The following is a 20,804-nucleotide window of genomic DNA, read 5'->3' as shown; positions in this document are numbered from 1 at the left end:
CCGCCGCCGCGGAGCTCGGGAGGGGAGCGTCTATGCCGTCAGTCAAATCCGACATCGAAATCGCGCGCGCGGCGGCCAAGAAGCCGATCTTCGAGATCGGAGCGAGACTCGGCATACCGGCCGATCAGCTCGCTCCTTATGGCCACGACAAGGCCAAGGTCAGCGCCGAGTTCATCGCGGCGCAGGCGGGCAAGAAAGACGGCAAGCTTATCCTCGTCACGGCGATCAACCCGACGCCGGCAGGCGAGGGTAAGACGACCACAACAGTCGGGCTCGGCGACGGGCTGAACCGGATCGGCAAGAAGGCCATCATCTGCATACGCGAGGCTTCTCTCGGTCCCTGCTTCGGCGTCAAGGGGGGAGCGGCAGGCGGCGGTTATGCGCAGGTCGTGCCGATGGAAGACATCAATCTGCATTTCACCGGCGACTTCCATGCGATCACCTCGGCGCACAATCTGCTGGCGGCGATGATCGACAACCACATCTATTGGGGCAACGAAGAGAATATCGACATCCGCCGCATCGCCTGGCGGCGGGTCATGGACATGAATGACAGGGCGCTCAGGAGCATGGTCTCCTCGCTCGGCGGCGTCGCCAATGGCTTTCCGCGCCAGGGCGGGTTCGACATCACCGTCGCCTCCGAGGTGATGGCGATCCTCTGTCTCGCCACCGACCTGAAAGATCTGGAGCGGCGACTCGGCGATATCATCATCGGCTATCGCTTCGACAGGACGCCGGTGCATGCGCGCGACCTGAAGGCCGACGGCGCAATGGCGGTGCTGCTCAAGGATGCGATGCAGCCGAACCTCGTGCAAACGCTGGAGAACAATCCCGCCTTCGTGCATGGCGGCCCTTTCGCCAATATTGCCCATGGCTGCAATTCGGTGACGGCGACGAAGACGGCGCTGAAGCTCGCCGACTACGTGGTGACGGAAGCAGGTTTCGGGGCGGATCTCGGCGCCGAGAAATTCTTCGACATCAAATGCCGCAAGGCCGGGCTGAAGCCGGATGCGGCGGTCATCGTCGCGACCGTCAGGGCGCTGAAGATGAATGGCGGGGTGAAGAAAGAGGGGCTCGGTACGGAGGATGTCGCGGCGCTGAAGAAGGGCTGCGCCAATCTTGGCCGGCACGTTGCCAATGTGCGCCGTTTCGGCGTGCCCGTGGTCGTCGCGATCAACCATTTTGTCTCGGACACCGATGCCGAGATCGCCGCGCTGAAGGAATTTGTCTCACGGCTCGGCGCCGAGGCGATCCTCTGCCAGCATTGGGCGAAGGGTTCGGCCGGCATTGAGGAACTGGCGCACAAGGTAGTGGAACTGGCCGAATCGGGCCAGGCGAAATTCCAGCCGCTCTATGGCGACGACATTTCGCTGTTCGAGAAGATCGAGATCGTCGCCTCGAAGATCTATCATGCCGGGGAGGTGACGGCCGACAAGGCGGTGCGCGATCAGTTGCAGACATGGGAGGAGCAGGGCTACGGCAAGCTGCCGGTCTGCATGGCGAAGACGCAATATTCCTTCTCCACCGATCCAAACCTGCGCGGCGCGCCGGAAGGACATATCGTTCCCGTGCGCGAGGTGCGGCTTTCGGCAGGCGCCGGTTTTGTAGTTGCCATCACCGGCGAGATCATGACGATGCCCGGCCTGCCGAAATCACCATCGGCGGAGCGGATTTTCCTGAACGACCAGGGTTATATCGAGGGGTTGTTCTGATCTGGCTTGTGACACCATGATTCACGAGATTGGCGCGACCAGCCAGCCCTCATCCGGCTGCCGCCACCTTCTCCCCGCTTGCGGGGCGAAGGGGATATGTCGCGGCCGCTTCGTCCCCATCGACTTCTCGCGGGGCGCACGTCCCGTCTCCCGTTTCTACGGGGAGAGGGCTTGGGTGAGGGGCAGCACTCGGTCGGTCGGCAAACTTTAGTAACGCGAGCTCAGCCACCCACCGATCAATGGCAGTAGCGATAGCCACCCTTCCTTTCCATCACATCGAGATGGAAATGGGTCTCGTGGGCGGCATCGCTTTCGGGGTCCAGCACGGTGGTGAAATAGATGCAGCCGGCGGCGCTGACGGTGCGCTGGAAGGCGCCGGTCAGCGTCGGGTCCTCGCGGCGGGCGCGGACGGCGACGTCTTCGCCTTTCTCGAAATGGAAGCTTGCAATATCGATCGCATTGCCGCGGGCATGCTCGGAGATCTTGCCGGTTTCAGCGCCGTTGCGCAGACGGCACATATAGGATGTTGCCTGGTTGACGGTCGTGAGGCGCCCCTGTTCCGGCAGGGCGGCGGAGGCGGCCGGGATGACGCTCTCTTTGAGCCAGCGGGCCAGGGCGAGTGCCGCCGGGCAACGGATCGTCGCCTCCGGCTTGAGCGCAATGCCGGGCAGGGCTTCGGAGACGATGATCGGTTTGTCGATGCCACAGCCGTTGCCGTCGTCGATGCGCGGCGTGTCCTTGAAGACGACGCCCAAAGCTCGGAGTGCGGCGGTGCATTCTGCGTGTTCGGAATCGTTTTCGGGTTCGATCGTCAGATGCTGCTCTTCGAGCGTTTGCTCGGCAGGCGGCTTGTTCTCTTCTGCCGGCGTCTGCGGGCTTTTTAGCCCGCCCGGCGGCAGTGGCGGGCCTTGCATCGGTTCTGCCGGCTCCGGCTTTGCTTGTTCGGGCTTTGCTGGTTCGGACGTTCCTTGTTCGGTTTGGGGCGCCGATGGCTGGTCCGACGCCGGCGTCTTCGGCTCCTTCACATCGGGCTTCGGCTGCGGCGCCGGCACATCCGCCGGCGCGGGTGGTTCAGTCTTGTCGGGAAGCGGAGTAGGACTGGTTGCAGCCCCGGTGTCGGGTCGAGGTTGGGGTAAGGGACCATGCGGGGGCAGGCGGGCGCCAGCAAGAAGAGCGGTAGCGGCGAGAAGGATCGCCAGTATCGAAAGTTTTCTCAACGCATCCGACTCCCTGGTGTCGATAGCGGAAGGGGATAACGCATTATGGCGGGTTTCGTTGCAATTGCGCAACGTCCTGGAAGATCATTTAAACTTGAAAATGATATTCAAGATAAATTGGTCGAATATGTTGACAATGTTTCTCATGTTTTTTATGCGGCAAAAAGAAGGCGGATTTCTGCTCCGTCTTATCCGCAATAACCCAGCCAGCCCATCGAGCGTTCGACGCGCCACGACCAGCCAGCCCGGTAATCATCATGAGAGGGTAGGTTATGATCGTCCGGCATTGGCGCTCGGTTCTATTGGTCTGCACGGCAGTTGCAGCTGTTCTTCCTGTTTCGCAGTCTTTCGCACAGAGCGCTCCGGCCGCCACGCCGGAAGCGGCGGCGGATGACAGCACCGTGCTGCAGAAGATCGTCGTCAAGGGCAAGCGCGTGGCGCCGGGCAGTGTTGCCGATACGCCGCTGGCGACCGCGGTCACCCAGAAGCAGCTGGAAGAGAAGCAGGTCACCAATTACGACGACATCGGCCGCAGCGTCGATGCGGGCGTCAACTATTCGCGCGCCGATGCGGGCTTCAACCTGCGCGGCCTTTCCGGTGCTCGCATCCTGACCACGATCGACGGTATTCCGATCCCTTATATTTCGAACAGTTCGCGCCAGGGCGCTTTTGCGCCGGCCAACGCCAATGGCGGCGGCGACACCTTCGATTTCGACTCGCTCTCCTCGCTCGATATCGTACGCGGCGCGGATTCGAGCAAGGGCGGCTCCGGCGTGCTCGGCGGCGCCATTGTTCTCAACACGCTGGAGCCGGAGGATCTCATTCCTGAAGGCCGTGACTGGGGTGCGGTCGTCAAGTCGACCTATGACAGCGAAGACAGGAGTCTTTCCGGCTCGGCTGCCGCTGCCAAGAAGATCGGCGGCACCTCGATCCTGCTGCAGGGCGGCTACCGCAAAGGCCATGAGCGAGCGAACATGGGCAACAACGACGTTTACGGTGCTCTTCGCACCGAGGCGAACCCGGCTGATTTCGACCAAAACAACCTGCTCTTCAAACTGCGCCAGGAGCTGGAAGGCGGTCATCGCATCGGCTTGACGGCGGAACGCTTCCGCCGCGACCTAGAAACCGACCTGCGCCACCTTCAGGGAGGAACCAGCCCCCGCAACTTCATGATCGACAATTATGACGGTCGCGAACAGCGTGACCGCGATCGCGTATCGCTCGACTACGATTATGAAGCGCAGTCTTCCGACGCGTTCTTCAGCAGTGCGCGTGCCGCGCTTTATTGGCAGGATTTGAAGAAGGAAGCGGGCAGCGGGGGCCGAACAACCGCCAATGTTGCCTATGGCCGCAACAACGAGGTCGAAAACGAAACCTGGGGCTTCAGCGGCACCGCGACGAAGGATTTCGAATATTCGGTTCTCAGCCACTCCGTTCGCGTCGGCCTTGACGTCGGCGTCTCCAGCTGGAGCCAATATAGCTGGGCTCTGTGCCCCACCTCGACGACTTGCCCGTCGCTGAACAATCAGGCGGAAGTGCCCGACGTGGACAGCCAGAACCTTGGGCTAGTTGTCGAAGACAAGATCGAGATCGGCAATACCGGCTTCACGCTGACGCCCGGCTTCCGCTTCGACTGGTTCAATTACGATCCCTCGACCGGCGGCGGTTTTTCCAACAATACCGGTCTTACCCGTTTTGGCGATCTTCGCGACCGGACGGAGGCCGCCATATCGCCGAAGATCCTTGCGACCTACGACCTGACGCCTGATGTAGAGCTCTATATGCAACTGGCGGTCGGCTTCCGCGCGCCCACCGTCGACGAACTCTACAGCCGCTTCTACAATCCCACGGGCCGCTACGCCCAGCTCGGCAATCCTGATCTGGAACCGGAAATCGGCCGCGGAATCGAAGTCGGCGCCAACTTTGACACGGGCGATGTTACCGGCAGGGTCGCGCTTTTCCACACCCGCTATCAGAATTTCATCGAGACGGTGACGAGCGTCGACGCGACAGGCTTTACTGAGTTCAATTACACGAACGTGGCAGCAGCGACGATCTCGGGTATCGAAGCCAGCGCCGTCAAGACTTTCAACAATGGCATCAATCTCCATGCTTCGCTTGCCTATGCCTATGGCAGGAACGAAGAGACCACGCAGCGCCTGCGCTCGGTGGCGCCGTTCAAGGCGATCATCGGCGGCGGCTGGAGCAATGAGACCTTCGGCTTCGACCTTTCCTCGACGCTTTCGGCCGGTATGCTGACCGACCACCTCAATACCGTCGGCACGACCCCCGATACGACCTTCGATGCGCCTGGTTATGCCATTGTCGATTTGACCGGCTGGTGGACGCCGGAACAGTTGCCGGGCCTGCGCGTTCAAGCTGGTGTCTACAACATCTTCGACCAGGAGCACTACAACGCGCTCGCCGTGCGCGACGTCAATCTCAGCTCGGCGACGGCTTCGCAGCCGCGGGAGTGGTATTCCGAGCCGGGCCGCACATTCAAGGTCTCGCTTACCAAGACCTTCTGAGCCGGTCATGCCTTCAAGGCTGGGGAGGGGCGGCTTTCGGGCCGCCCTTTTCATTCGTGCGATCGCCTCTTGCGCGGCGGCTGATCTCGGGCTAACTATTTTTTCCATGATCAAGTCTTTGAACATTGCTGTTTGGTGGTGGGCTCGCTGAGGCGGCCTCGACCAATCGTGTCTAAAGACGACGAGTGAGCCGCCCGAAACTTCGAGGCGGCTTTTTTGTTTTATCGCCGCCTGTTGTCCGGGCCCCGATAACGGAGTGGAACTATGGTAACGATCCTGCGGGATGATGGTGCGGAAATCTACGAGACCAAGGGCGGGATATCGATCACGCGGCAGCGGCGGGCGATCCCCTACAGCGACGCGGTCTCTTCCTATGTCGACAAGCTCGATGAGCGCCGCGGCGCGGTGTTTTCGTCGAACTACGAATATCCGGGCCGCTACACGCGCTGGGATACGGCCGTTGTCGATCCGCCGCTCGGCATCTCCTCCTTCGGGCGCGACGTCTGGATCGAAGCCTATAACGAACGCGGCGAGGTGCTTCTCGGCTTCGTGGCCGAGCGGCTGCAGACGGTGCCCGACCTTGTGCTCGGTACTTCCTCGGCCCGCCGCCTCGATCTTTCCGTCAAGACGCCGGATCGGGTGTTTACCGAGGAGGAGCGCTCGAAGATGCCGACGGTCTTCACCGTGCTGCGCGCCGTGACCGACCTCTTCTATTCGCAGGCGGATGCGAGCCTTGGGCTTTACGGGGCCTTCGGCTACGACATCGCCTTCCAGTTCGACGCGATCGATCTGAAGCTGACGCGGCCTTCCGATCAGCGCGACATGGTGCTCTATCTGCCGGACGAGATCCTCGTCGTCGATAACTATGCCGCCAAAGCCTGGATCGACCGCTACGATTTCGAGAAAGGCGGCGTGACCACCGAGGGCAAGGCCGAGCAGATCGCACCGGAGCCTTTCCAGCATACTGATGCCATTCCGCCGAAGAGCGACCATCGGCCGGGCGAATATGCCGAACTCGTCACCAAGGCGAAGGAAAGCTTCCGCAAGGGCGATCTCTTCGAGGTCGTGCCGGGGCAAAAATTCATGGAGCGCTGCGAAAGCAAGCCTTCCGATATTTCCAAACGGCTGAAGGCGATCAATCCCTCGCCCTATTCCTTCTTCATCAATCTCGGCCATCAGGAATATCTGGTCGGCGCCTCGCCCGAAATGTTCGTGCGCGTGTCCGGCCGCCGCATCGAGACCTGCCCGATCTCGGGGACGATCAAGCGCGGCGACGATCCGATCGCCGACAGCGAGCAGATCCTGAAGCTCTTGAATTCCAAGAAGGACGAATCCGAACTGACCATGTGCTCGGATGTCGACCGCAACGACAAGAGCCGCGTGTGCGAGCCGGGCTCGGTCAAGGTTATAGGCCGCCGGCAGATCGAGATGTATTCGCGCCTCATTCATACCGTCGATCATATCGAAGGCCGGCTGCGCGACGACATGGATGCCTTCGACGGGTTCCTCAGCCACGCCTGGGCGGTGACCGTCACCGGCGCGCCGAAGCTCTGGGCGATGCGCTTCATCGAGAGCCATGAAAAGAGCCCGCGCGCATGGTATGGTGGGGCGATCGGCATGGTCGGCTTCAACGGCGACATGAACACCGGCCTGACGCTGCGCACCGTGCGCATCAAGGACGGCATCGCCGAGGTGCGGGCCGGCGCAACGCTGCTCAACGATTCCGATCCGCACGAAGAGGAAGCCGAAACCGAATTGAAGGCCTCTGCCATGCTTTCCGCCATCCTAGACGCCAAGACCGGCAATTCCGGCAAGATCCAGCGCGACGTCGCCAGCGTCGGCAAGGGCGTCAGCATCCTTCTGATCGACCATGAGGACAGCTTCGTCCACACGCTCGCCAATTATTTCCGTCAGACCGGGGCAACGGTTTCGACCGTGCGCACGCCGGTGCCGGAAGAGATCTTCGACCGGCTGAATCCGGATCTGGTCGTGCTGTCGCCAGGGCCGGGAACACCGAAGGACTTCGACTGCAAGGCGACGATCAAGAAGGCGCGGGCGCGCAACCTGCCGATCTTCGGCGTCTGCCTCGGCCTGCAGGCGCTCGCCGAGGCCTATGGCGGGGAACTGCGCCATCTGGCGCTGCCGATGCACGGCAAGCCCTCGCGCATTCGTGTGCTGGAACCGGGCATCGTCTTCTCCGGCCTCGCCAGGGAGGTGACGGTCGGCCGCTACCACTCGATCTTCGCCGATCCTTCGACGTTGCCGGCTGAATTCATCATCACGGCAGAGAGCGATGACGGCACGATCATGGGCATCGAACATGCCAAGGAGCCAATTGCCGCGGTGCAGTTCCATCCGGAGTCGATCATGACGCTCGGCGGCGATGCCGGCATGCGGATGATCGAGAACGTCGTGGCGCATCTTGCGCGCAAGGTAAAGACCAAGGCTGCCTGACGGATATTCTCGCCGCCCTTCCCGCCAGCGGGAAGGGTGGGTTGACTTTATGGGGCAAATCAGAACATTTCCAGAACAATCAACCGGGAATTATCGCCGTGGCCAATGCCGAGAAGTTCATCATCCTTCCTTACCGCAAGAACCGCGGCAATCTCGTGCCCGGTGAAATGCGGCAGGCATCGAATGCCGTCAGCGCGGAAAAGATTGCCTCGGCGATGGCCGAGCGTTTCGTCGGCGTGGCGGCCTATGCCGTGATCGTCGACGAGGAAACCGGCGACATGGCCTCGCCGCGGCTGCTCGCGCGATATGGCGAGATTGCGGATCTCAACGCTGCCTGAGGCGCGATTTTCCGATGGAGACGTCGCTCTACCTGCCGGTCAAAGCGTTCCTGGAAGCGGCCGGTTATGTCGTCAAGGGTGAAGTCGGCGGATGCGATCTCGTCGGGCTGAGCGATGGTGAGCCGCCGGTCGTGGTCATCTGCGAACTCAAGCTCTCTTTCAATCTCGAACTGCTGCTCCAGGCGGTCGACCGGGCGGCGATGAGCGACGAAGTCTGGATCGCGGCGCGCGTTTCGGCCAAGGGACGCGGCCGAGAGGCCGACAAACGCTACCGCGACCTCTGCCGGCGGCTCGGGATCGGCATGCTCGGCGTCTCCGATGGCGGCGAGGTCAGCGTCATCGTCAGTTCCGTCTCGCCGATGCCGCGCACCAATCCGAAGCGGCGCACGCGCCTCGTCAAGGAGCACCAGCGCCGTCGCGGCGATCCCGCTGTCGGCGGCGGCTCACGTGCGCCGATCATGACCGCCTATCGCCAACAGGCGCTGCTCTGCGCGGCGGCGCTCGACCAGGGCGTGGCGCGGCCGCGGGATATGAAGGCGCATACACCCAATGCCGGCCGGATCCTGCTCGACAATGTCTACGGATGGTTCGAGCGCAAGGAGAAGGGCGTCTACGCGCTGACAGCGGCCGGGCAGGCCGCTCTCCTGCGCTGGCCGCAGCTTGTCGCCGATCCCGCTCCCTAGAGCTGAAGCCGGATTCGCGTGTCCGACGGCAACAGCTGTGAAGGACCGCGTCATGCTCTTTGACAAATCCTACATCATCGCCCATATCACCCTCAACTGGACCGCCTGCGCGACATTCGCGTGGGCGGTTTTGCATTTCAATGGCTTGGACCCTGCAATTCATTCGCAACCGCAGGAGGACGATATGAGCGACGACGGCGATCTTACGGTTCGGAAGCTGGCGATGTGGGGGATCCCGCTGTCGCTCGGCGTCATGGGGCTGAAGATGGCGGCCTGGTGGGTCACCGGATCGGTCGCGCTGCTGTCGGACGGGCTTGAATCGACTGTGAATGTCGTTGCCGCCTTCATTGCCTTCTTCGTCATCCGCTACGCGCAGAAGCCAGCCGATCACGACCATCCCTTCGGCCATCACAAGGCGGAATATCTGTCCGCCGTCACCGAAGGCGTGCTGATCGTGGTCGCGGCGCTGTTGATCGTCAACGAAGCGATCGGCTATCTCTCCGAACCGCGCATGCTCGATGCGCCGGTCCTCGGCCTTGCGATCAATTTCGCGGCCGGCATTATCAACGCGGTCTGGGCGCGGCTGCTGATCCGGGCGGGCCGCAAACATCGCTCGGCGGCCCTGGCTGCGGACGGGCAGCATATCATGTCCGATGTGGTCACCTCGATCGGCGTGCTCGCCGGCCTGCTGCTGGTGCTGGCGACAGGTTACGCGATCTTCGATCCGGTGCTTGCCATTCTCGTTGCCGTCAACATTCTCTATCAGGGCTGGAAGGTGATCTCGCAATCGATCGGCGGCCTGATGGACCAGGCGGTCGAGCCGCATGAAGAGGAGGCGATCAAGCAGGCGATCGCCACGCATGCGGCGGGCTCGATCGGCGTGCATGATCTGAAGACCAGGCGGGCGGGTACCGTCACCTTCATCGATTTTCACATGGTGGTGCCCGGGACTATGTCCGTGCGAGAGGCGCATGATATATGCGACCGCCTTGAGGATGCCATCAGGACAGTGCATGAGGGCGCCAAAATAGCCATTCATGTGGAGCCGGAGGGCGAAAAGGCCCATGGCATCCGCGTCAAAGTCGTCAAGGAGCCATGATGCCCAATACCGATGTTTCCAGCCTGTCGATGCTGGGCCAGCAGACCGAAACCGCCCATTCGCCGGAGGAGGCGGTGCTTGAAAAAGTGCCGTCCAACCATGCCGGCACCGACTACGTCGTGCGCTTCACCGCGCCGGAATTCACCTCGCTCTGCCCGATGACCGGACAGCCGGATTTCGCCCATATCGTCATCGATTACATTCCGGGTGAATGGCTGGTGGAATCGAAGTCGCTGAAGCTGTTCCTGCATTCCTTCCGCAATCACGGCGCCTTCCACGAGGACTGCTCGATCTATATCGCCAAGCGTATCGTCGAATTGCTCGATCCCAAATGGCTGAGAATCGGCGCCTACTGGTATCCGCGCGGCGGCATTCCGATCGACGTCTTCTGGCAGACAGGCAAGCCGCCGGAAGGCGTGTGGCTGCCGGAGCAAGGCGTCGCCACCTATCGCGGACGTGGGTGAGCTGCGGTCGGGCGCAGCCCGAGCAATCGATCCAGTGAATCGATTGCAGCAGCGAACCCTGAGCTTAAGCGAAGGGCGGGGATACGGCGCGGCAACCACTGCCCGTCTTCAACCGCCAAGCCTCACACATCCGTGACATCGTCCCCCGACGAGTCATTGCTGTAATCGTCGCCATCATCGTAACCGGCCTGCTGCACATTGGCATTGTCGTTATTATCGGCAGCATTATCTGAAGCTTGGCGGGTGTCGTCATTGCCGAAATAATTGTTGATGACGGTTTCCTCGGTGGGCGCGCTGGCATTGCCGAAAGGATTGGCGCCGAAGGGCGAGCCCCAGCCGAGCGAGGACATGTGGCTGCTGAAGATGCCGCTCAGCGAATTGGCAAGCAGCATGCCACCGGCAACGCCCGCGGCCGTGCCGAGCGCGCCGCGCAGGAAGCTGCCGCCCGCCGATGGCGCATAGGCCTGCTGGCTCCAGGGGCCGGTCGGCTGCTGCGGCATCTGGCGAGCGCTGCTGTCGTAGCCGCGAGGTTCGTTATAGGCGCGGGAGGGTTGGCCCCAGGGACCGGGATTGGCAGGACTGGATGGAACCGGAGCGGGCTGCTGCGTCTGGGTGTTGCCGAAGATCGAGCTCAGGAAGCCGCCGCCCTGTTCGGCCTGGCGGTGTTCGCTCGCGCCGGCTTCCAGCTGGCGGACGTGTTCCTCGAGTTCCTTGATATGGTTAGCGGCCGCCTCCAGCCCCTTTTCCTGAACGATCACGGCCTGAGCCAGATAATAGGTGGCGGAGGGCTGTTGCCGCGTCGCCTGGTCGATCAGGGCCTCGGCCTCGCTGTCGCGCGGCGTGGCCGCAGCGGTGCGCACGCGGTCGAACAGGGCCGTCAGCAATTGGCGTTCTTCGGGTGACATGTCTAGTCTCCTGTCATTTCGTACGGCATTGCCGCGTGAGGGGTGAGGTAGGAAGCGATTCAGGCTTTTCAAAGCCTTTCACCGTTACATTTCAGTAAGGCTTGCGGAACGGCGCGCGGCTTCTTAAGGATATCTCCACCGCTTCGGTGCCTTGTGTTTTTCCCGCATTGTTTTAGGCATTGAGTCGCACTATGTGCGAGGAACCCGAATTCATCTCCGAGAGGTTCGAATGAACGACGAAGAACAGGACGACAAGACGAAGGAACTGCCGCTCGGCAAGGAAACGGAGGCGAATCTTTTCAAGTCGCGTTCGATCTTCATCTATGGACCAATCAATCAGGAACTGGCGCAGAAAGTCTGCTCGCAGCTCGTGGCGCTTGCCGCAGCCAGCGACGAGGACATCCGCATCTATGTCAATTCGCCCGGCGGCCACGTCGAATCCGGCGATTCCATCCATGATATGGTCAAGTTCATCAAGCCGAAGGTCTGGATGATCGGCACGGGATGGGTCGCCTCGGCCGGCGCGCTGATCTATGTCGCGGCTCCGAAGGAGCGGCGCATCTGCCTGCCGAACACGCGCTTCCTGCTGCACCAACCCTCGGGCGGCACGCGCGGCATGGCATCCGATATCGAGATCCAGGCACGCGAGATCATCAAGATGAACGAGCGCCTGAACAAGATCATGGCGGAGGCCACCGGCCAGCCGCTCGACAAGATCGCCAAGGACACCGATCGCGACTACTGGCTTTCTGCAGAAGAGGCGAAGGACTATGGCCTCGTTTCGCGGATCGTGACGTCACAGGGCGATATCTGAGTTTTCTCAGCCAAAGCCGTCAAAACGCCCTTGCCTGCAGCAGCAGTCGAGGGCGTTTTCATTTCGCCGGAATGAGATGCGGGTGCTGAACGGAAAGGGCTTAATCCGGGCTTGCGTATACGACGGCCATCATGCTCCATGCGCCATTCCCGCAGCTCGCGAGTCCGGCATGCACAAAGATTTTTCCGTCCAGGCCCTGTTCATGGGGCTGCTGACCGCCTTCGTCGGCTCCGCCAGCTCCTTTGCCGTCGTTCTCCACGGGCTGCGGGCGGTCGGCGCGACGGAGGCGCAGGCGGCCTCCGGGCTGATGGCGTTGTCGATCTCCATGGGCGTCTGCGCTATCGTGCTCAGCGCCGTGACGCGATTGCCGATCAGCATCGCTTGGTCGACGCCCGGCGCCGCATTGCTGGCAAGCACCGGGGCGATCGAGGGCGGCTTCGATGCGGCGGTCGGGGCATTCCTGATTTGCGCAGTGCTGATCGTCATTGCCGGGCTGTTCAAGCCGCTTGGCCGCGCCGTCGCCGCCATTCCGGCGCCGCTCGCCAACGCGATGCTCTCCGGCGTGCTGATCGGCCTCTGCTTTGCACCGGTGAAGGCAATTGGCTTCAATCCGTTGTTCGGCCTGCCGATCGTTCTTGCCTGGATCGTCGTTGGCGCGTTCAAGCGGCTCTGGGCGGTGCCGGCGGCACTGGCAGCCTTCGTGCTGGTGCTGGCCTTCGGCATCGATATTCCCGATGGTGCGCTCAGTTCGCTCGAACGTTCGCTGGTGCCGGCGGCGGAAATCCTCCGGCCGGTGTTCAACCTTGCCGGTTTCATCTCGATCGCGCTGCCGCTGTTCATCGTCACCATGGCTTCGCAGAACATTCCCGGTATCGCGGTGCTGAAGGTCAATCATTATGATCCGAAGCCCGGGCCGCTCTTTGCCGTCACCGGCTTCTTTTCGCTACTGGCGGCGCCGTTCGGCGGTCACGCCGTCAATCTGGCAGCCATCACCGCGGCCATGTGCGCCGGGCCGGATGCACATGCCGATCCGAAGCGGCGCTATTGGGCATCGCTGATCGCCGGCGTCGGTTACATCGTCCTCGGGCTGCTTGCCGGCGCGGTGACGGCCTTCGTCGCCCTGGCGCCTCCCGTTCTGATCGAGGCGGTGGCTGGGCTTGCGCTGGTCGGCGCCTTCTCGTCCTCGGCAATGTCGGCCTTCCAGGCGCCGGAATCGCGCGAGGCGGCAGCGATCACCTTTCTCGTCACGGCATCCGGCGTGTCCTTTGGCGGCATTTCCGGCGCCTTCTGGGGCCTGGTCGCGGGCGGGCTGATGCTCGCGCTGTCACAGCTGATGACGGCCTGGAGAGACCGAAACCAGCCAGGATAAGGCAAGGCGTCGTATTGTCGGATAAACCAACCCTGGTTCGGGAGCGACCAAAAGCCGGGGCGAGGTCTTGCCAGCTCTGCTGCTCAAGGTTATAAGCACCGCCATGAAGACCTCTGGCGCCAAGATTTCCGACACCATTGCAAGCGGCCGCATCGCCTTGCGTGACGTCTCGCGCGCCCTGAGCTCGCTTCTTCTCCTCGGCCTTACGCGCGGTTGCCGGGTCCTTTGAGGAGCGCCCGGCGGCCGAAAGCCCGCCCGGCATCGCTCCTCGCGACTCACCTTCAAAATTGACGTAACGACCGACAAAGGTCCGCATTTGTTTATCGCCAAGGCCGATGCGATCGGCTAAGAGGCAGGACAGATGCCGGGACGAGGAGACAAGACAAATGGACAACACCACCAGCCGATCCTCCGCAGGCGCCAGGGGCATGCCCGATGCCGCGGTGAAGTACCGGCCCTATCCGCAGGTAAGTATTCCCGACCGCACCTGGCCGACGAAAACCATCACCAAGGCGCCTGTCTGGTGCTCGGTCGACCTGCGCGACGGCAACCAGGCGCTCGTCGATCCGATGGGTCATGATCGCAAGGCGCGCATGTTCCATCTGCTGCTGGAGATGGGCTTCAAGGAAATCGAGATCGGTTTCCCCTCCGCTTCGCAGACCGATTTCGACTTCGCCCGCTGGTGCGTCGAGGAGGGCAATGTTCCCGCCGACGTCTCGCTGCAGGTGCTGGTGCAGTGCCGGCCCGAGCTCATCACCCGCACCTTCGAAGCGCTGGAAGGGGCAAACCGGCCAATCGTTCATTTCTACAACTCGACCAGCGAGCTGCAGCGCCGCGTCGTCTTCGCCAAGGACGTCCAGGGCATCAAGCAGATTGCCGTCGATGCCGCCAAGATGATCACCGATATGGCTGCCAAGGCCGGCGGCGGTTATCGTTTCGAATATTCACCGGAGAGCTTTACCGGCACCGAGCTCGAAGTGGCGCTGGAGATCTGCAACGCCGTCATCGAGGTGGTGAAGCCGACGCCCGACAACAAGCTCATCATCAACCTGCCGTCAACCGTCGAGATGGCGACGCCGAACGTCTATGCCGACCAGATCGAGTGGATGTGCCGCAACCTCGACAACCGCGAGAACCTGATCGTCTCGCTGCATCCGCATAACGACCGCGGTACCGGCATTGCCGCTGCAGAACTGGCCTTGCTGGCGGGCGCCGACCGCGTCGAGGGCACGTTGTTCGGTAATGGCGAGCGCACTGGCAACGTCGACGTGGTGACGATGGCGCTGAACATGTTCACGCAGGGGGTCGATCCCGGCATCGACTGCTCGAACATCGAGCGCATCAAGGAGGTGTTCGAATATTCGAACCAGATGGCGATCAGCGAGCGTCACCCCTATGTCGGCGAGCTGGTCTATACGGCCTTCTCCGGTTCGCATCAGGATGCGATCAACAAGGGTATGAAGGCTGCACAGGTCGCCAACCACCCGGTCTGGGAAGTGCCTTACCTGCCGATCGATCCGCGTGATGTCGGCCGCTCCTACGAGGCGATCATCCGGATCAACTCTCAGTCCGGCAAGGGCGGCATCGCCTATATCCTGCAGCAGGATTATGGGCTCAACCTGCCGCGCAATCTGCAGGTGGAGTTCCGCGAGGACATTCAGCGCATCACCGACGTCGAGGGCAAGGAGCTTCCGTCGAAGCGCATCTACGACCGCTTCATCGAGCGATACGTGACGCAGCCCGAAGCGCGTCTCAAATTCGTCGATCACCACACCTATCCCGATACGGAGCGCAAGGGGCAACGGATCGTGGCGGCCGAGATATCAGACAATGGCGAGATCAAGCGCATCGAAGGGCGCGGCAACGGCCCGATCGACGGCTTCATCAACGCGCTGTCTCATTACCTCGGCATCGAGATGTCGGTCGAGGACTATTCCGAGCATTCGCTGCAGCACGGCTCGAACGCGGCGGCGATCTCTTACGTCGAGACCTCCTATCCCGGCGGCAAGCTCTTCGGCGCCGGCATCAATACCAATATCGTCGCGGCATCGCTCGAGGCGATCGTCTCGGCCGCCAACCGCGTGCTCGATGTGAAGGCCGGCAAGGATTGATGCCGAAACGAGCCAGTCCGCGATCGCCTTGGGACGACGCGGTCTGACGATGCAGTCGGCGATCTTGTCAGCTTCCGCGTTGCACCGGCCCCGCAAGATTGCCCGTCGCTTGCGCCTCGGGCATTCGCTCCTATCGTTGCTTACCCCCTCATCCGCCCTACGGGCACCAGCCTGGGCGAGCCGCGGGTCTCGCCCGTCCTTCGTACCCCCGCTGGGAGAAGAGGGAATCGAGACGTTGCGGCATATCTCGATTTTGCCATGGTACCACCTCAGCTCCGCTGGCGGTTATCATTCGACCGATGTGATAGCCGGTAGTCAGATCGCCGTGGCGATCTCCATGGCGAGCTGGCCGAGTGTCGCTTCGGAGGAGGGGCCGGCAAGCACGTAGGAGGTGCCGGCATTGTGCCAGGTGACGAGGCCGATCTCGTCCCTGATCGTTTCCTTGAAGTCGTCGGTTTCCGACGGCTGCGCGTCCTTGCGGAAGCAGATGGAGATGATGTCGCCGTCGGTGTTGGAATAGACGAGCTGACCGACGGGGCGGTTGTCGCCGAGGATCACCCGCGCGCCCTGGAAGGTCCAGGCCTTGGCGCTCAGATCCGGAACACGGAAGGGCACGCCGATCGCGGTCGTCAGCCAGCTGGAGATTTCCTCGGCCTGCGAGGCCGGCACTTCGACGAGGTGACGGGGCTGACGGATCAGCAGGCGCTGATAGGCAGTGACATCGCCCAGCCAGTCGCTGGTATTGGCCGGCGCCGTCGACGAGCTCGTGGTGGCGACCTCATCGGCATTCGGTCCGATGCCGACGAAATAGCCGAGGCCGCAGCCGAGGACGAAGAGAATGAGGGCGGCAGCCAGCGCCTGCGGGCCGCTCGGCGCCAGCTTCACCTGAGGGCGCGTGGCGCGCTGGGCGATCGGCGTCTTCGGCGGCTGCGTGCTCTTGATCGAGCGGACGAGGGCGAGCGGCACCGGCTCCTTCAGGACGTCGTCGAGGCGCCGGCGTCCGAAATCGGCGCCGTGGCGCAGTTTTTCGTGCAGCCGGCGCGCATTCTCGTCACTTGCCAGGCGCTGCTCCAATTCGTGACGCTGTTCGGGCGAGACTTCGCCATCGAGGAGGGCGGTAAGCTGGGCTTCGAGCGACAATTTCCTGAGATCGAGCAATTCAGTACCTGTGGATCGGGTGGTTGTCGGCAAGCCCGGCGAAATGCAGCCTTGCGGTAGCGAGCTGCGAGGCGACGCTCGCCGCCGGAATGCCCATGATGTCGGCCGCCTGCTGGTAGCTGTGGCCTTCGACGTCGACGAGCAGGAAGATCGAGGAAACGCCGTCCGGCATATCGGCGATCATGCGATGGATGGCGTCGGGATCGACCGCGGCCGAGCGTTCGCGCGCGGCCTCACGAATATCGGTGACGTTGCCGCGGGCGGGGGCTTTCGGCTTGCGCTTGCGGCTGTCGTCGGCCCATTGCTGGCGGGCGAGCGTATATATCCAGCTTTCCAGGCGGCCTTCGCCGCTCCACTGATGACCCCTGGAGATCGCCCGCTGACAGACGGCCTGAACCAGCTCGTCGGCCGCAGGCGCCTCGCCCGCGAGCGTGATCGCGAAGCGGCGAAGGCGAGGCAGAAGGCCGACTAGATCACGGCGGAGGTCGATGGTCGTTGCGGGCTGACGCATTGTCTATCCAGAAGCACTCACAGTGGTTTCGCGGACGAAGCTTCCGCCATCGGACGCGAATCCGGCCTTATTGTCGCCGGTGATGCATGCGCTTTATGGAACAACTCTCCTCCACTTCGCAAGCATCCGGTCATTTCCAGCCCCCTTTCCCAGGGAATTTTCGTAGTCTAGCCCGCAAAGCTTGCGTCAATATGTTCTGTGGCCGTCCAAGCTTTGCAGCAGAGCGCGGTAGGCCCAGGTGCCTTCGCCGCCGCGATCACGGATTTCGACGAGCTGGACGCGGGCGCCCTGGATATCTCCCTGCTCGACCAGCGCCATGCCCATATAGGAGCGGGCAAGAATGTAGTTCTCATCGGCCTGCAGCGCCTTGCGGTAATAGGACATGCCGAGCTCCATGCGGCCGGCTTTCCGGTTGGCGTAGCCGAGATAGTTCAGGATGCGCGGGTCGTTTTGATTGCGGGCGAGATTGAGCACGGTGATGGCGTTCTCATACTGGCCGGCATAGGCAAATTCGCGGGCGAAATTGTAGAGGTCGTCGTCGTTGAAGCTGCTCTTCTTCGGGGTGACGCATTCCTTCCTGGTCTTGTCCCAGACCTTGCCGCCGGTGCAGGTCTTGGTCGTCTCGGTCTTCGGCGGCGGGTTGGTGTCGTCGTTGCCGCCGCCGGCCGCGAAAGCGGCCGTGGCGATGCCGAAGGCAAAGCCTGCGGCAAGCGAAATTCTGCCAAGGCGATGGAAGGAGAAGGTCATGGGGCGGGCTCCGTTCTGAGGCGATGCAGTTGCGCGGATTGTACGCTTACCGCCGAAAATACCAAGAGGGTACGAAACCTCTATGGCAAATGTTGCGACGATGATCCGATGTCTTCGCAAATTGATTCAAGTGCTGGATGAAAGGAGTCCGGATACGTCGCTAAGGCCCGAAAATATCAACACTTTCCTGAATTACCGCGTCGCCGGCCCGGTTCAGGCTGAAGCGCTCGCCACTCAGTTCCCAGGCACCGGGAGAGCCGTCGATGGAGAAGAGGTTGTAGGCTGCGGCCGGCTTGATGCTGCCCGGTCCCTGCGAGGCCGATGCGATGCCGACGACAGGCACCGGTTGCACCTGGCCGCGCAGCCAGTGCAGGGTGTTCAGGTGCGTGTGGCCGTGCAATACGAGTTCGGCGCCACCGGTGGAAATTACGGCGGCGAAGCGGCGGATGCCGATCATCCGCTTGTAGAAGGTCGTGGCGCCGCGGATCGGCGGATGATGGATCATGACGACACGAAAGAGACCGGCTTCGCCGGCCGCGCGCAGCATGTTCACCGTGTCGCGGGCCTGACGGGCGCCGAAGAAACCGGAGGCCGCGAAGGGAGGGGTGGCGACCGCCGTCGAGCAGCCGACGATCGCCACCTTGTCGCGGACGCGCAGATAGGGAAAGATGTGGCGGTCTTCCTGCCATTGCGGCGGGGCGAGATCGCCACGGACGTAGTCGTACCAGGCGCGCATCGATTTCTCATAGGCGCCCGGCACATAGGCGTCGTGATTACCGGGAACGACCGATGTATCGGCGGGATCGCCGAGCGCGCGCAGCCAGGCGGCGGCGGCGCGGATCTCGATGCCGCTCGCCAGATTGACAAGATCGCCGGTGACGGCCAGATGATCGGCCTGATGGGCGCGGATGTCATCGAGCAGCAGATCGAGCGTGCTGCCGAAAAGATGCTTGCGCCGATTTCGATGCCAGTTCACAAAGCCCGTTATGCGTTTTGAAAACAGCTCTTGGATGGAAAGACGGGGCAACGGCCCGAGATGGACGTCGGAGATATGCGCGAGCTTGAACATGCTACGAGACATAGACCAGCTTATTGACAAATCAAACACATCCGGCGCGATGAAGAGCTGAAACGGAGTGATGGTGGATAAAGAAACCCGGCCCCTTCATATCAGGGCGGCCCTGCGCCTTCTGCATGTCTATTTCTCTTTCGCCCGGGGCATGACAATGGGTGTCAGAGCCGCCTGCTTTGATGCGGAGGGGCGGATTTTTCTCGTGCGTCACAGCTATGTCGGCGGCTGGCATATGCCGGGCGGCGGGCTGGAACGCAACGAGACGGTCGAGGAAGCGCTGGCCAAGGAGTTGCGCGAGGAGGGTAACCTCAGGATCATCGGCAAGCCGCAGCTGATCCAGGTCTATTTCAACACCTCGACCACGCGGCGCGACCATGTCGTGTTCTATCGCGTCACCGTCGAGCAGACGGCACCGCGTCCGCCAGACTGGGAGATTTCCGACAGTGGCTTCTTTTCCCTCGACAGCCTGCCCGCTGGCACGACCGAGGCGACGCATCGCCGTCTTGCCGAACTTCGTGGCGAACAACAGCCCGACCATCGTTGGTGAGGGCTGCGCAGTTTTTTAGGTCGCGGCAAGCAATTTAAAGGCCTACAGCGTTCTCGCGTCTGAAAAGGCACGCGGCGTTGTCGCACGTCCATGCGGGCTGTCGAGATCCAGCGCCGGGCCGACAGGAACGATGCCGGTCGGATTGATCGTCTTGTGGCTGCGGTAATAGTGCTGCTTGATGTGGGTGAGGTTCACCGTCTCGGCAATGCCTGGCGTCTGGTAGAGATCTCTTAAGTAACCGGAAAGGTTGCGGTAATCGGCGATGCGACGGATGTTGCACTTGAAATGGCCGACATAGACGGGGTCGAAACGCACCAGCGTGGTGAACAGGCGCCAATCCCCTTCGGTCAGCCGGTCTCCGAAAAGGTAGCGGCCCTTGCCCAGGCGATCGTCGAGCATGTCGAGCGTTTCGAACAGTTTGCCGACATTCTCCGCATAGGCTTCCTGGGCGGTGGCAAAGCCTGCCTTGTAGACGCCGTTGTTGACGGTGTCGTAGACGATGGCGTTCAGGGCATCGATGTCGGCGCGCAGATCCTCCGGGTAGAAATCTGCTTTCGACCCGGTTAGCTCGTCAAAGGCGCTGTTGAACATGCGGATGATCTCGGCGGATTCGTTGTTGACAATTGCGCCGGTTTTCTTGTCCCAGAGGACGGGCACGGTCACGCGGCCGGAATAGTGTGGATCTGCTTTGACGTAGATCTGCCAGAGTGTCGCCGCGCCGAAGAGGTGATCGCCGGTGGCGCCGTCGCCGATCTTGAACTCCCAGCCGTTCTCGACCATCAGCGGATCGACAACGGAAACCGAAATCAGCTCCTCCAGCTTCTTCAGCTTGCGGAAGATCAGCGTGCGGTGCGCCCAGGGACAGGCAAGCGAGACGTAGAGATGGTAACGGCCGGGCTCGGCCTTGAAGCCGCCGCTGCCGGTGGGGCCGGCCGCGCCGTCTGCCGTCACCCAATTGCGGAACTGCGAAGGCTGCCGCTTGAATTTGCCCTTGCTCTCCTTCGTGTCGTACCAGACATCATTCCAGACGCCGTCCACCAGCATTCCCATGATCTTCATTCCCTGATTGCGTGTC

At 62.2% G+C, this 20,804-nt stretch carries 19 protein-coding genes; 12 read left to right on the top strand and 7 right to left on the bottom strand.

Annotated features, from left to right (window positions below; genetic code table 11):
* Positions 1–32: 32 nt before the first annotated feature.
* Complete coding sequence (locus tag A7X77_RS18995) at positions 33–1,712, top strand: formate--tetrahydrofolate ligase (RefSeq protein ID WP_064684383.1); 1,680 nt, start codon at positions 33–35, stop codon at positions 1,710–1,712.
* A gap of 236 nt (positions 1,713–1,948) precedes the next feature.
* On the opposite strand, the gene A7X77_RS18990 is transcribed toward A7X77_RS18995, so the two are convergent.
* Positions 1,949–2,953, bottom strand: a complete 1,005-nt coding sequence (locus A7X77_RS18990; RefSeq protein WP_064684485.1) for an extensin family protein — start codon at positions 2,951–2,953, stop codon at positions 1,949–1,951.
* 21 nt (positions 2,954–2,974) lie between these two features.
* On the opposite strand from A7X77_RS18990, the gene A7X77_RS33555 reads away from it, so the two are divergent.
* From A7X77_RS33555 to queF, 7 genes are all read left to right on the top strand, one after another.
* Positions 2,975–3,130, top strand: a complete 156-nt coding sequence (locus A7X77_RS33555) for a hypothetical protein (protein WP_197486858.1) — start codon at positions 2,975–2,977, stop codon at positions 3,128–3,130.
* Positions 3,131–3,201: 71 nt separating this feature from the next.
* A complete protein-coding gene (locus tag A7X77_RS18985; RefSeq protein ID WP_064684382.1) occupies positions 3,202–5,457 on the top strand; it encodes a TonB-dependent hemoglobin/transferrin/lactoferrin family receptor in 2,256 nt (751 codons plus the stop codon).
* 264 nt (positions 5,458–5,721) lie between these two features.
* The gene (locus tag A7X77_RS18980) at positions 5,722–7,911 is read left to right on the top strand and encodes an anthranilate synthase (protein ID WP_064684381.1); all 2,190 of its coding nucleotides are present in this window, start codon (positions 5,722–5,724) and stop codon (positions 7,909–7,911) included.
* Positions 7,912–8,009: 98 nt separating this feature from the next.
* The gene (locus A7X77_RS18975; protein WP_064684484.1) at positions 8,010–8,249 is read left to right on the top strand and encodes a hypothetical protein; all 240 of its coding nucleotides are present in this window, start codon (positions 8,010–8,012) and stop codon (positions 8,247–8,249) included.
* 14 nt (positions 8,250–8,263) lie between these two features.
* Positions 8,264–8,932: a DUF2161 domain-containing phosphodiesterase gene (locus A7X77_RS18970; RefSeq protein WP_064684380.1), complete on the top strand. Its 669-nt coding sequence runs from the start codon at positions 8,264–8,266 to the stop codon at positions 8,930–8,932.
* A 184-nt stretch (positions 8,933–9,116) separates the two neighbouring features.
* Positions 9,117–10,031, top strand: coding sequence for a CDF family cation efflux transporter EmfA (gene emfA / locus A7X77_RS18965; RefSeq protein ID WP_064684483.1), 915 nt, complete (start codon positions 9,117–9,119; stop codon positions 10,029–10,031).
* Positions 10,031–10,495 (top strand): preQ(1) synthase, encoded by a 465-nt coding sequence (gene queF, locus A7X77_RS18960; RefSeq protein WP_064684379.1) that lies wholly within the window; start codon positions 10,031–10,033, stop codon positions 10,493–10,495. The genes emfA and queF overlap by 1 nt, the downstream gene beginning before the upstream one ends.
* A gap of 122 nt (positions 10,496–10,617) precedes the next feature.
* Here queF and A7X77_RS18955 read toward each other — a convergent pair whose 3' ends face one another.
* On the bottom strand, positions 10,618–11,400 hold the full coding sequence (locus A7X77_RS18955) for a DUF2076 domain-containing protein (RefSeq protein WP_064684378.1): 783 nt from the start codon (positions 11,398–11,400) through the stop codon (positions 10,618–10,620).
* A 229-nt stretch (positions 11,401–11,629) separates the two neighbouring features.
* On the opposite strand from A7X77_RS18955, the gene A7X77_RS18950 reads away from it, so the two are divergent.
* The 3 genes from A7X77_RS18950 to leuA all read left to right on the top strand — a co-directional run bounded on the left by A7X77_RS18950 (position 11,630) and on the right by leuA (position 15,694).
* Positions 11,630–12,214 (top strand): ATP-dependent Clp protease proteolytic subunit, encoded by a 585-nt coding sequence (locus A7X77_RS18950; RefSeq protein ID WP_064684377.1) that lies wholly within the window; start codon positions 11,630–11,632, stop codon positions 12,212–12,214.
* A 169-nt stretch (positions 12,215–12,383) separates the two neighbouring features.
* On the top strand, positions 12,384–13,583 hold the full coding sequence (locus tag A7X77_RS18945) for a benzoate/H(+) symporter BenE family transporter (RefSeq protein WP_064684376.1): 1,200 nt from the start codon (positions 12,384–12,386) through the stop codon (positions 13,581–13,583).
* A gap of 386 nt (positions 13,584–13,969) precedes the next feature.
* On the top strand, positions 13,970–15,694 hold the full coding sequence (leuA, locus tag A7X77_RS18940; RefSeq protein ID WP_064684375.1) for a 2-isopropylmalate synthase: 1,725 nt from the start codon (positions 13,970–13,972) through the stop codon (positions 15,692–15,694).
* 315 nt (positions 15,695–16,009) lie between these two features.
* Here leuA and A7X77_RS18935 read toward each other — a convergent pair whose 3' ends face one another.
* The 4 genes from A7X77_RS18935 to A7X77_RS18920 all read right to left on the bottom strand — a co-directional run bounded on the left by A7X77_RS18935 (position 16,010) and on the right by A7X77_RS18920 (position 19,179).
* On the bottom strand, positions 16,010–16,852 hold the full coding sequence (locus tag A7X77_RS18935) for an anti-sigma factor family protein (protein ID WP_064684374.1): 843 nt from the start codon (positions 16,850–16,852) through the stop codon (positions 16,010–16,012).
* A 1-nt stretch (position 16,853) separates the two neighbouring features.
* Positions 16,854–17,363 carry an RNA polymerase sigma factor gene (locus A7X77_RS18930; protein WP_064684373.1) on the bottom strand — a complete coding sequence of 170 codons (510 nt, stop codon included), beginning with the start codon at positions 17,361–17,363 and terminating at the stop codon, positions 16,854–16,856.
* Between the two features lie 186 nt (positions 17,364–17,549).
* Positions 17,550–18,110 (bottom strand): tetratricopeptide repeat protein, encoded by a 561-nt coding sequence (locus A7X77_RS18925; RefSeq protein ID WP_064684372.1) that lies wholly within the window; start codon positions 18,108–18,110, stop codon positions 17,550–17,552.
* A gap of 160 nt (positions 18,111–18,270) precedes the next feature.
* A complete protein-coding gene (locus A7X77_RS18920; protein WP_064684371.1) occupies positions 18,271–19,179 on the bottom strand; it encodes a metallophosphoesterase family protein in 909 nt (302 codons plus the stop codon).
* Positions 19,180–19,249: 70 nt separating this feature from the next.
* Between A7X77_RS18920 and A7X77_RS18915 the strand changes: the two genes are divergently transcribed.
* Complete coding sequence (locus tag A7X77_RS18915; protein WP_064684370.1) at positions 19,250–19,729, top strand: NUDIX domain-containing protein; 480 nt, start codon at positions 19,250–19,252, stop codon at positions 19,727–19,729.
* Between the two features lie 42 nt (positions 19,730–19,771).
* Here the strand turns inward: A7X77_RS18915 and A7X77_RS18910 are convergent, their stop codons facing one another.
* Positions 19,772–20,779 (bottom strand): glutathione S-transferase family protein, encoded by a 1,008-nt coding sequence (locus A7X77_RS18910; RefSeq protein WP_064684482.1) that lies wholly within the window; start codon positions 20,777–20,779, stop codon positions 19,772–19,774.
* Between the last annotated feature and the right edge of the window lie 25 nt (positions 20,780–20,804).

It is taken from the genome of Rhizobium bangladeshense (assembly GCF_001662075.1).
GTDB lineage: Bacteria > Pseudomonadota > Alphaproteobacteria > Rhizobiales > Rhizobiaceae > Rhizobium > Rhizobium bangladeshense_B.
This window is presented reverse-complemented; position numbering and strand designations above follow the sequence as displayed.

Coding starts and splice junctions, on each gene's coding strand:
- A7X77_RS18920 (WP_064684371.1), bottom strand. CDS start 19,179: ATGTTCAAGCTCGCGCATATCTCCGACGTCCATCTCGGGCCGTTGCCC.
- A7X77_RS18985 (WP_064684382.1), top strand. CDS start 3,202: ATGATCGTCCGGCATTGGCGCTCGGTTCTATTGGTCTGCACGGCAGTT.
- A7X77_RS18980 (WP_064684381.1), top strand. CDS start 5,722: ATGGTAACGATCCTGCGGGATGATGGTGCGGAAATCTACGAGACCAAG.
- A7X77_RS18945 (WP_064684376.1), top strand. CDS start 12,384: ATGCACAAAGATTTTTCCGTCCAGGCCCTGTTCATGGGGCTGCTGACC.
- A7X77_RS18915 (WP_064684370.1), top strand. CDS start 19,250: ATGGTGGATAAAGAAACCCGGCCCCTTCATATCAGGGCGGCCCTGCGC.
- A7X77_RS18925 (WP_064684372.1), bottom strand. CDS start 18,110: ATGACCTTCTCCTTCCATCGCCTTGGCAGAATTTCGCTTGCCGCAGGC.
- A7X77_RS33555 (WP_197486858.1), top strand. CDS start 2,975: ATGGCGGGTTTCGTTGCAATTGCGCAACGTCCTGGAAGATCATTTAAA.
- A7X77_RS18955 (WP_064684378.1), bottom strand. CDS start 11,400: ATGTCACCCGAAGAACGCCAATTGCTGACGGCCCTGTTCGACCGCGTG.
- emfA (WP_064684483.1), top strand. CDS start 9,117: ATGAGCGACGACGGCGATCTTACGGTTCGGAAGCTGGCGATGTGGGGG.
- A7X77_RS18995 (WP_064684383.1), top strand. CDS start 33: ATGCCGTCAGTCAAATCCGACATCGAAATCGCGCGCGCGGCGGCCAAG.
- A7X77_RS18930 (WP_064684373.1), bottom strand. CDS start 17,363: ATGCGTCAGCCCGCAACGACCATCGACCTCCGCCGTGATCTAGTCGGC.
- A7X77_RS18910 (WP_064684482.1), bottom strand. CDS start 20,779: ATGGGAATGCTGGTGGACGGCGTCTGGAATGATGTCTGGTACGACACG.
- queF (WP_064684379.1), top strand. CDS start 10,031: ATGCCCAATACCGATGTTTCCAGCCTGTCGATGCTGGGCCAGCAGACC.
- A7X77_RS18950 (WP_064684377.1), top strand. CDS start 11,630: ATGAACGACGAAGAACAGGACGACAAGACGAAGGAACTGCCGCTCGGC.
- leuA (WP_064684375.1), top strand. CDS start 13,970: ATGGACAACACCACCAGCCGATCCTCCGCAGGCGCCAGGGGCATGCCC.
- A7X77_RS18970 (WP_064684380.1), top strand. CDS start 8,264: ATGGAGACGTCGCTCTACCTGCCGGTCAAAGCGTTCCTGGAAGCGGCC.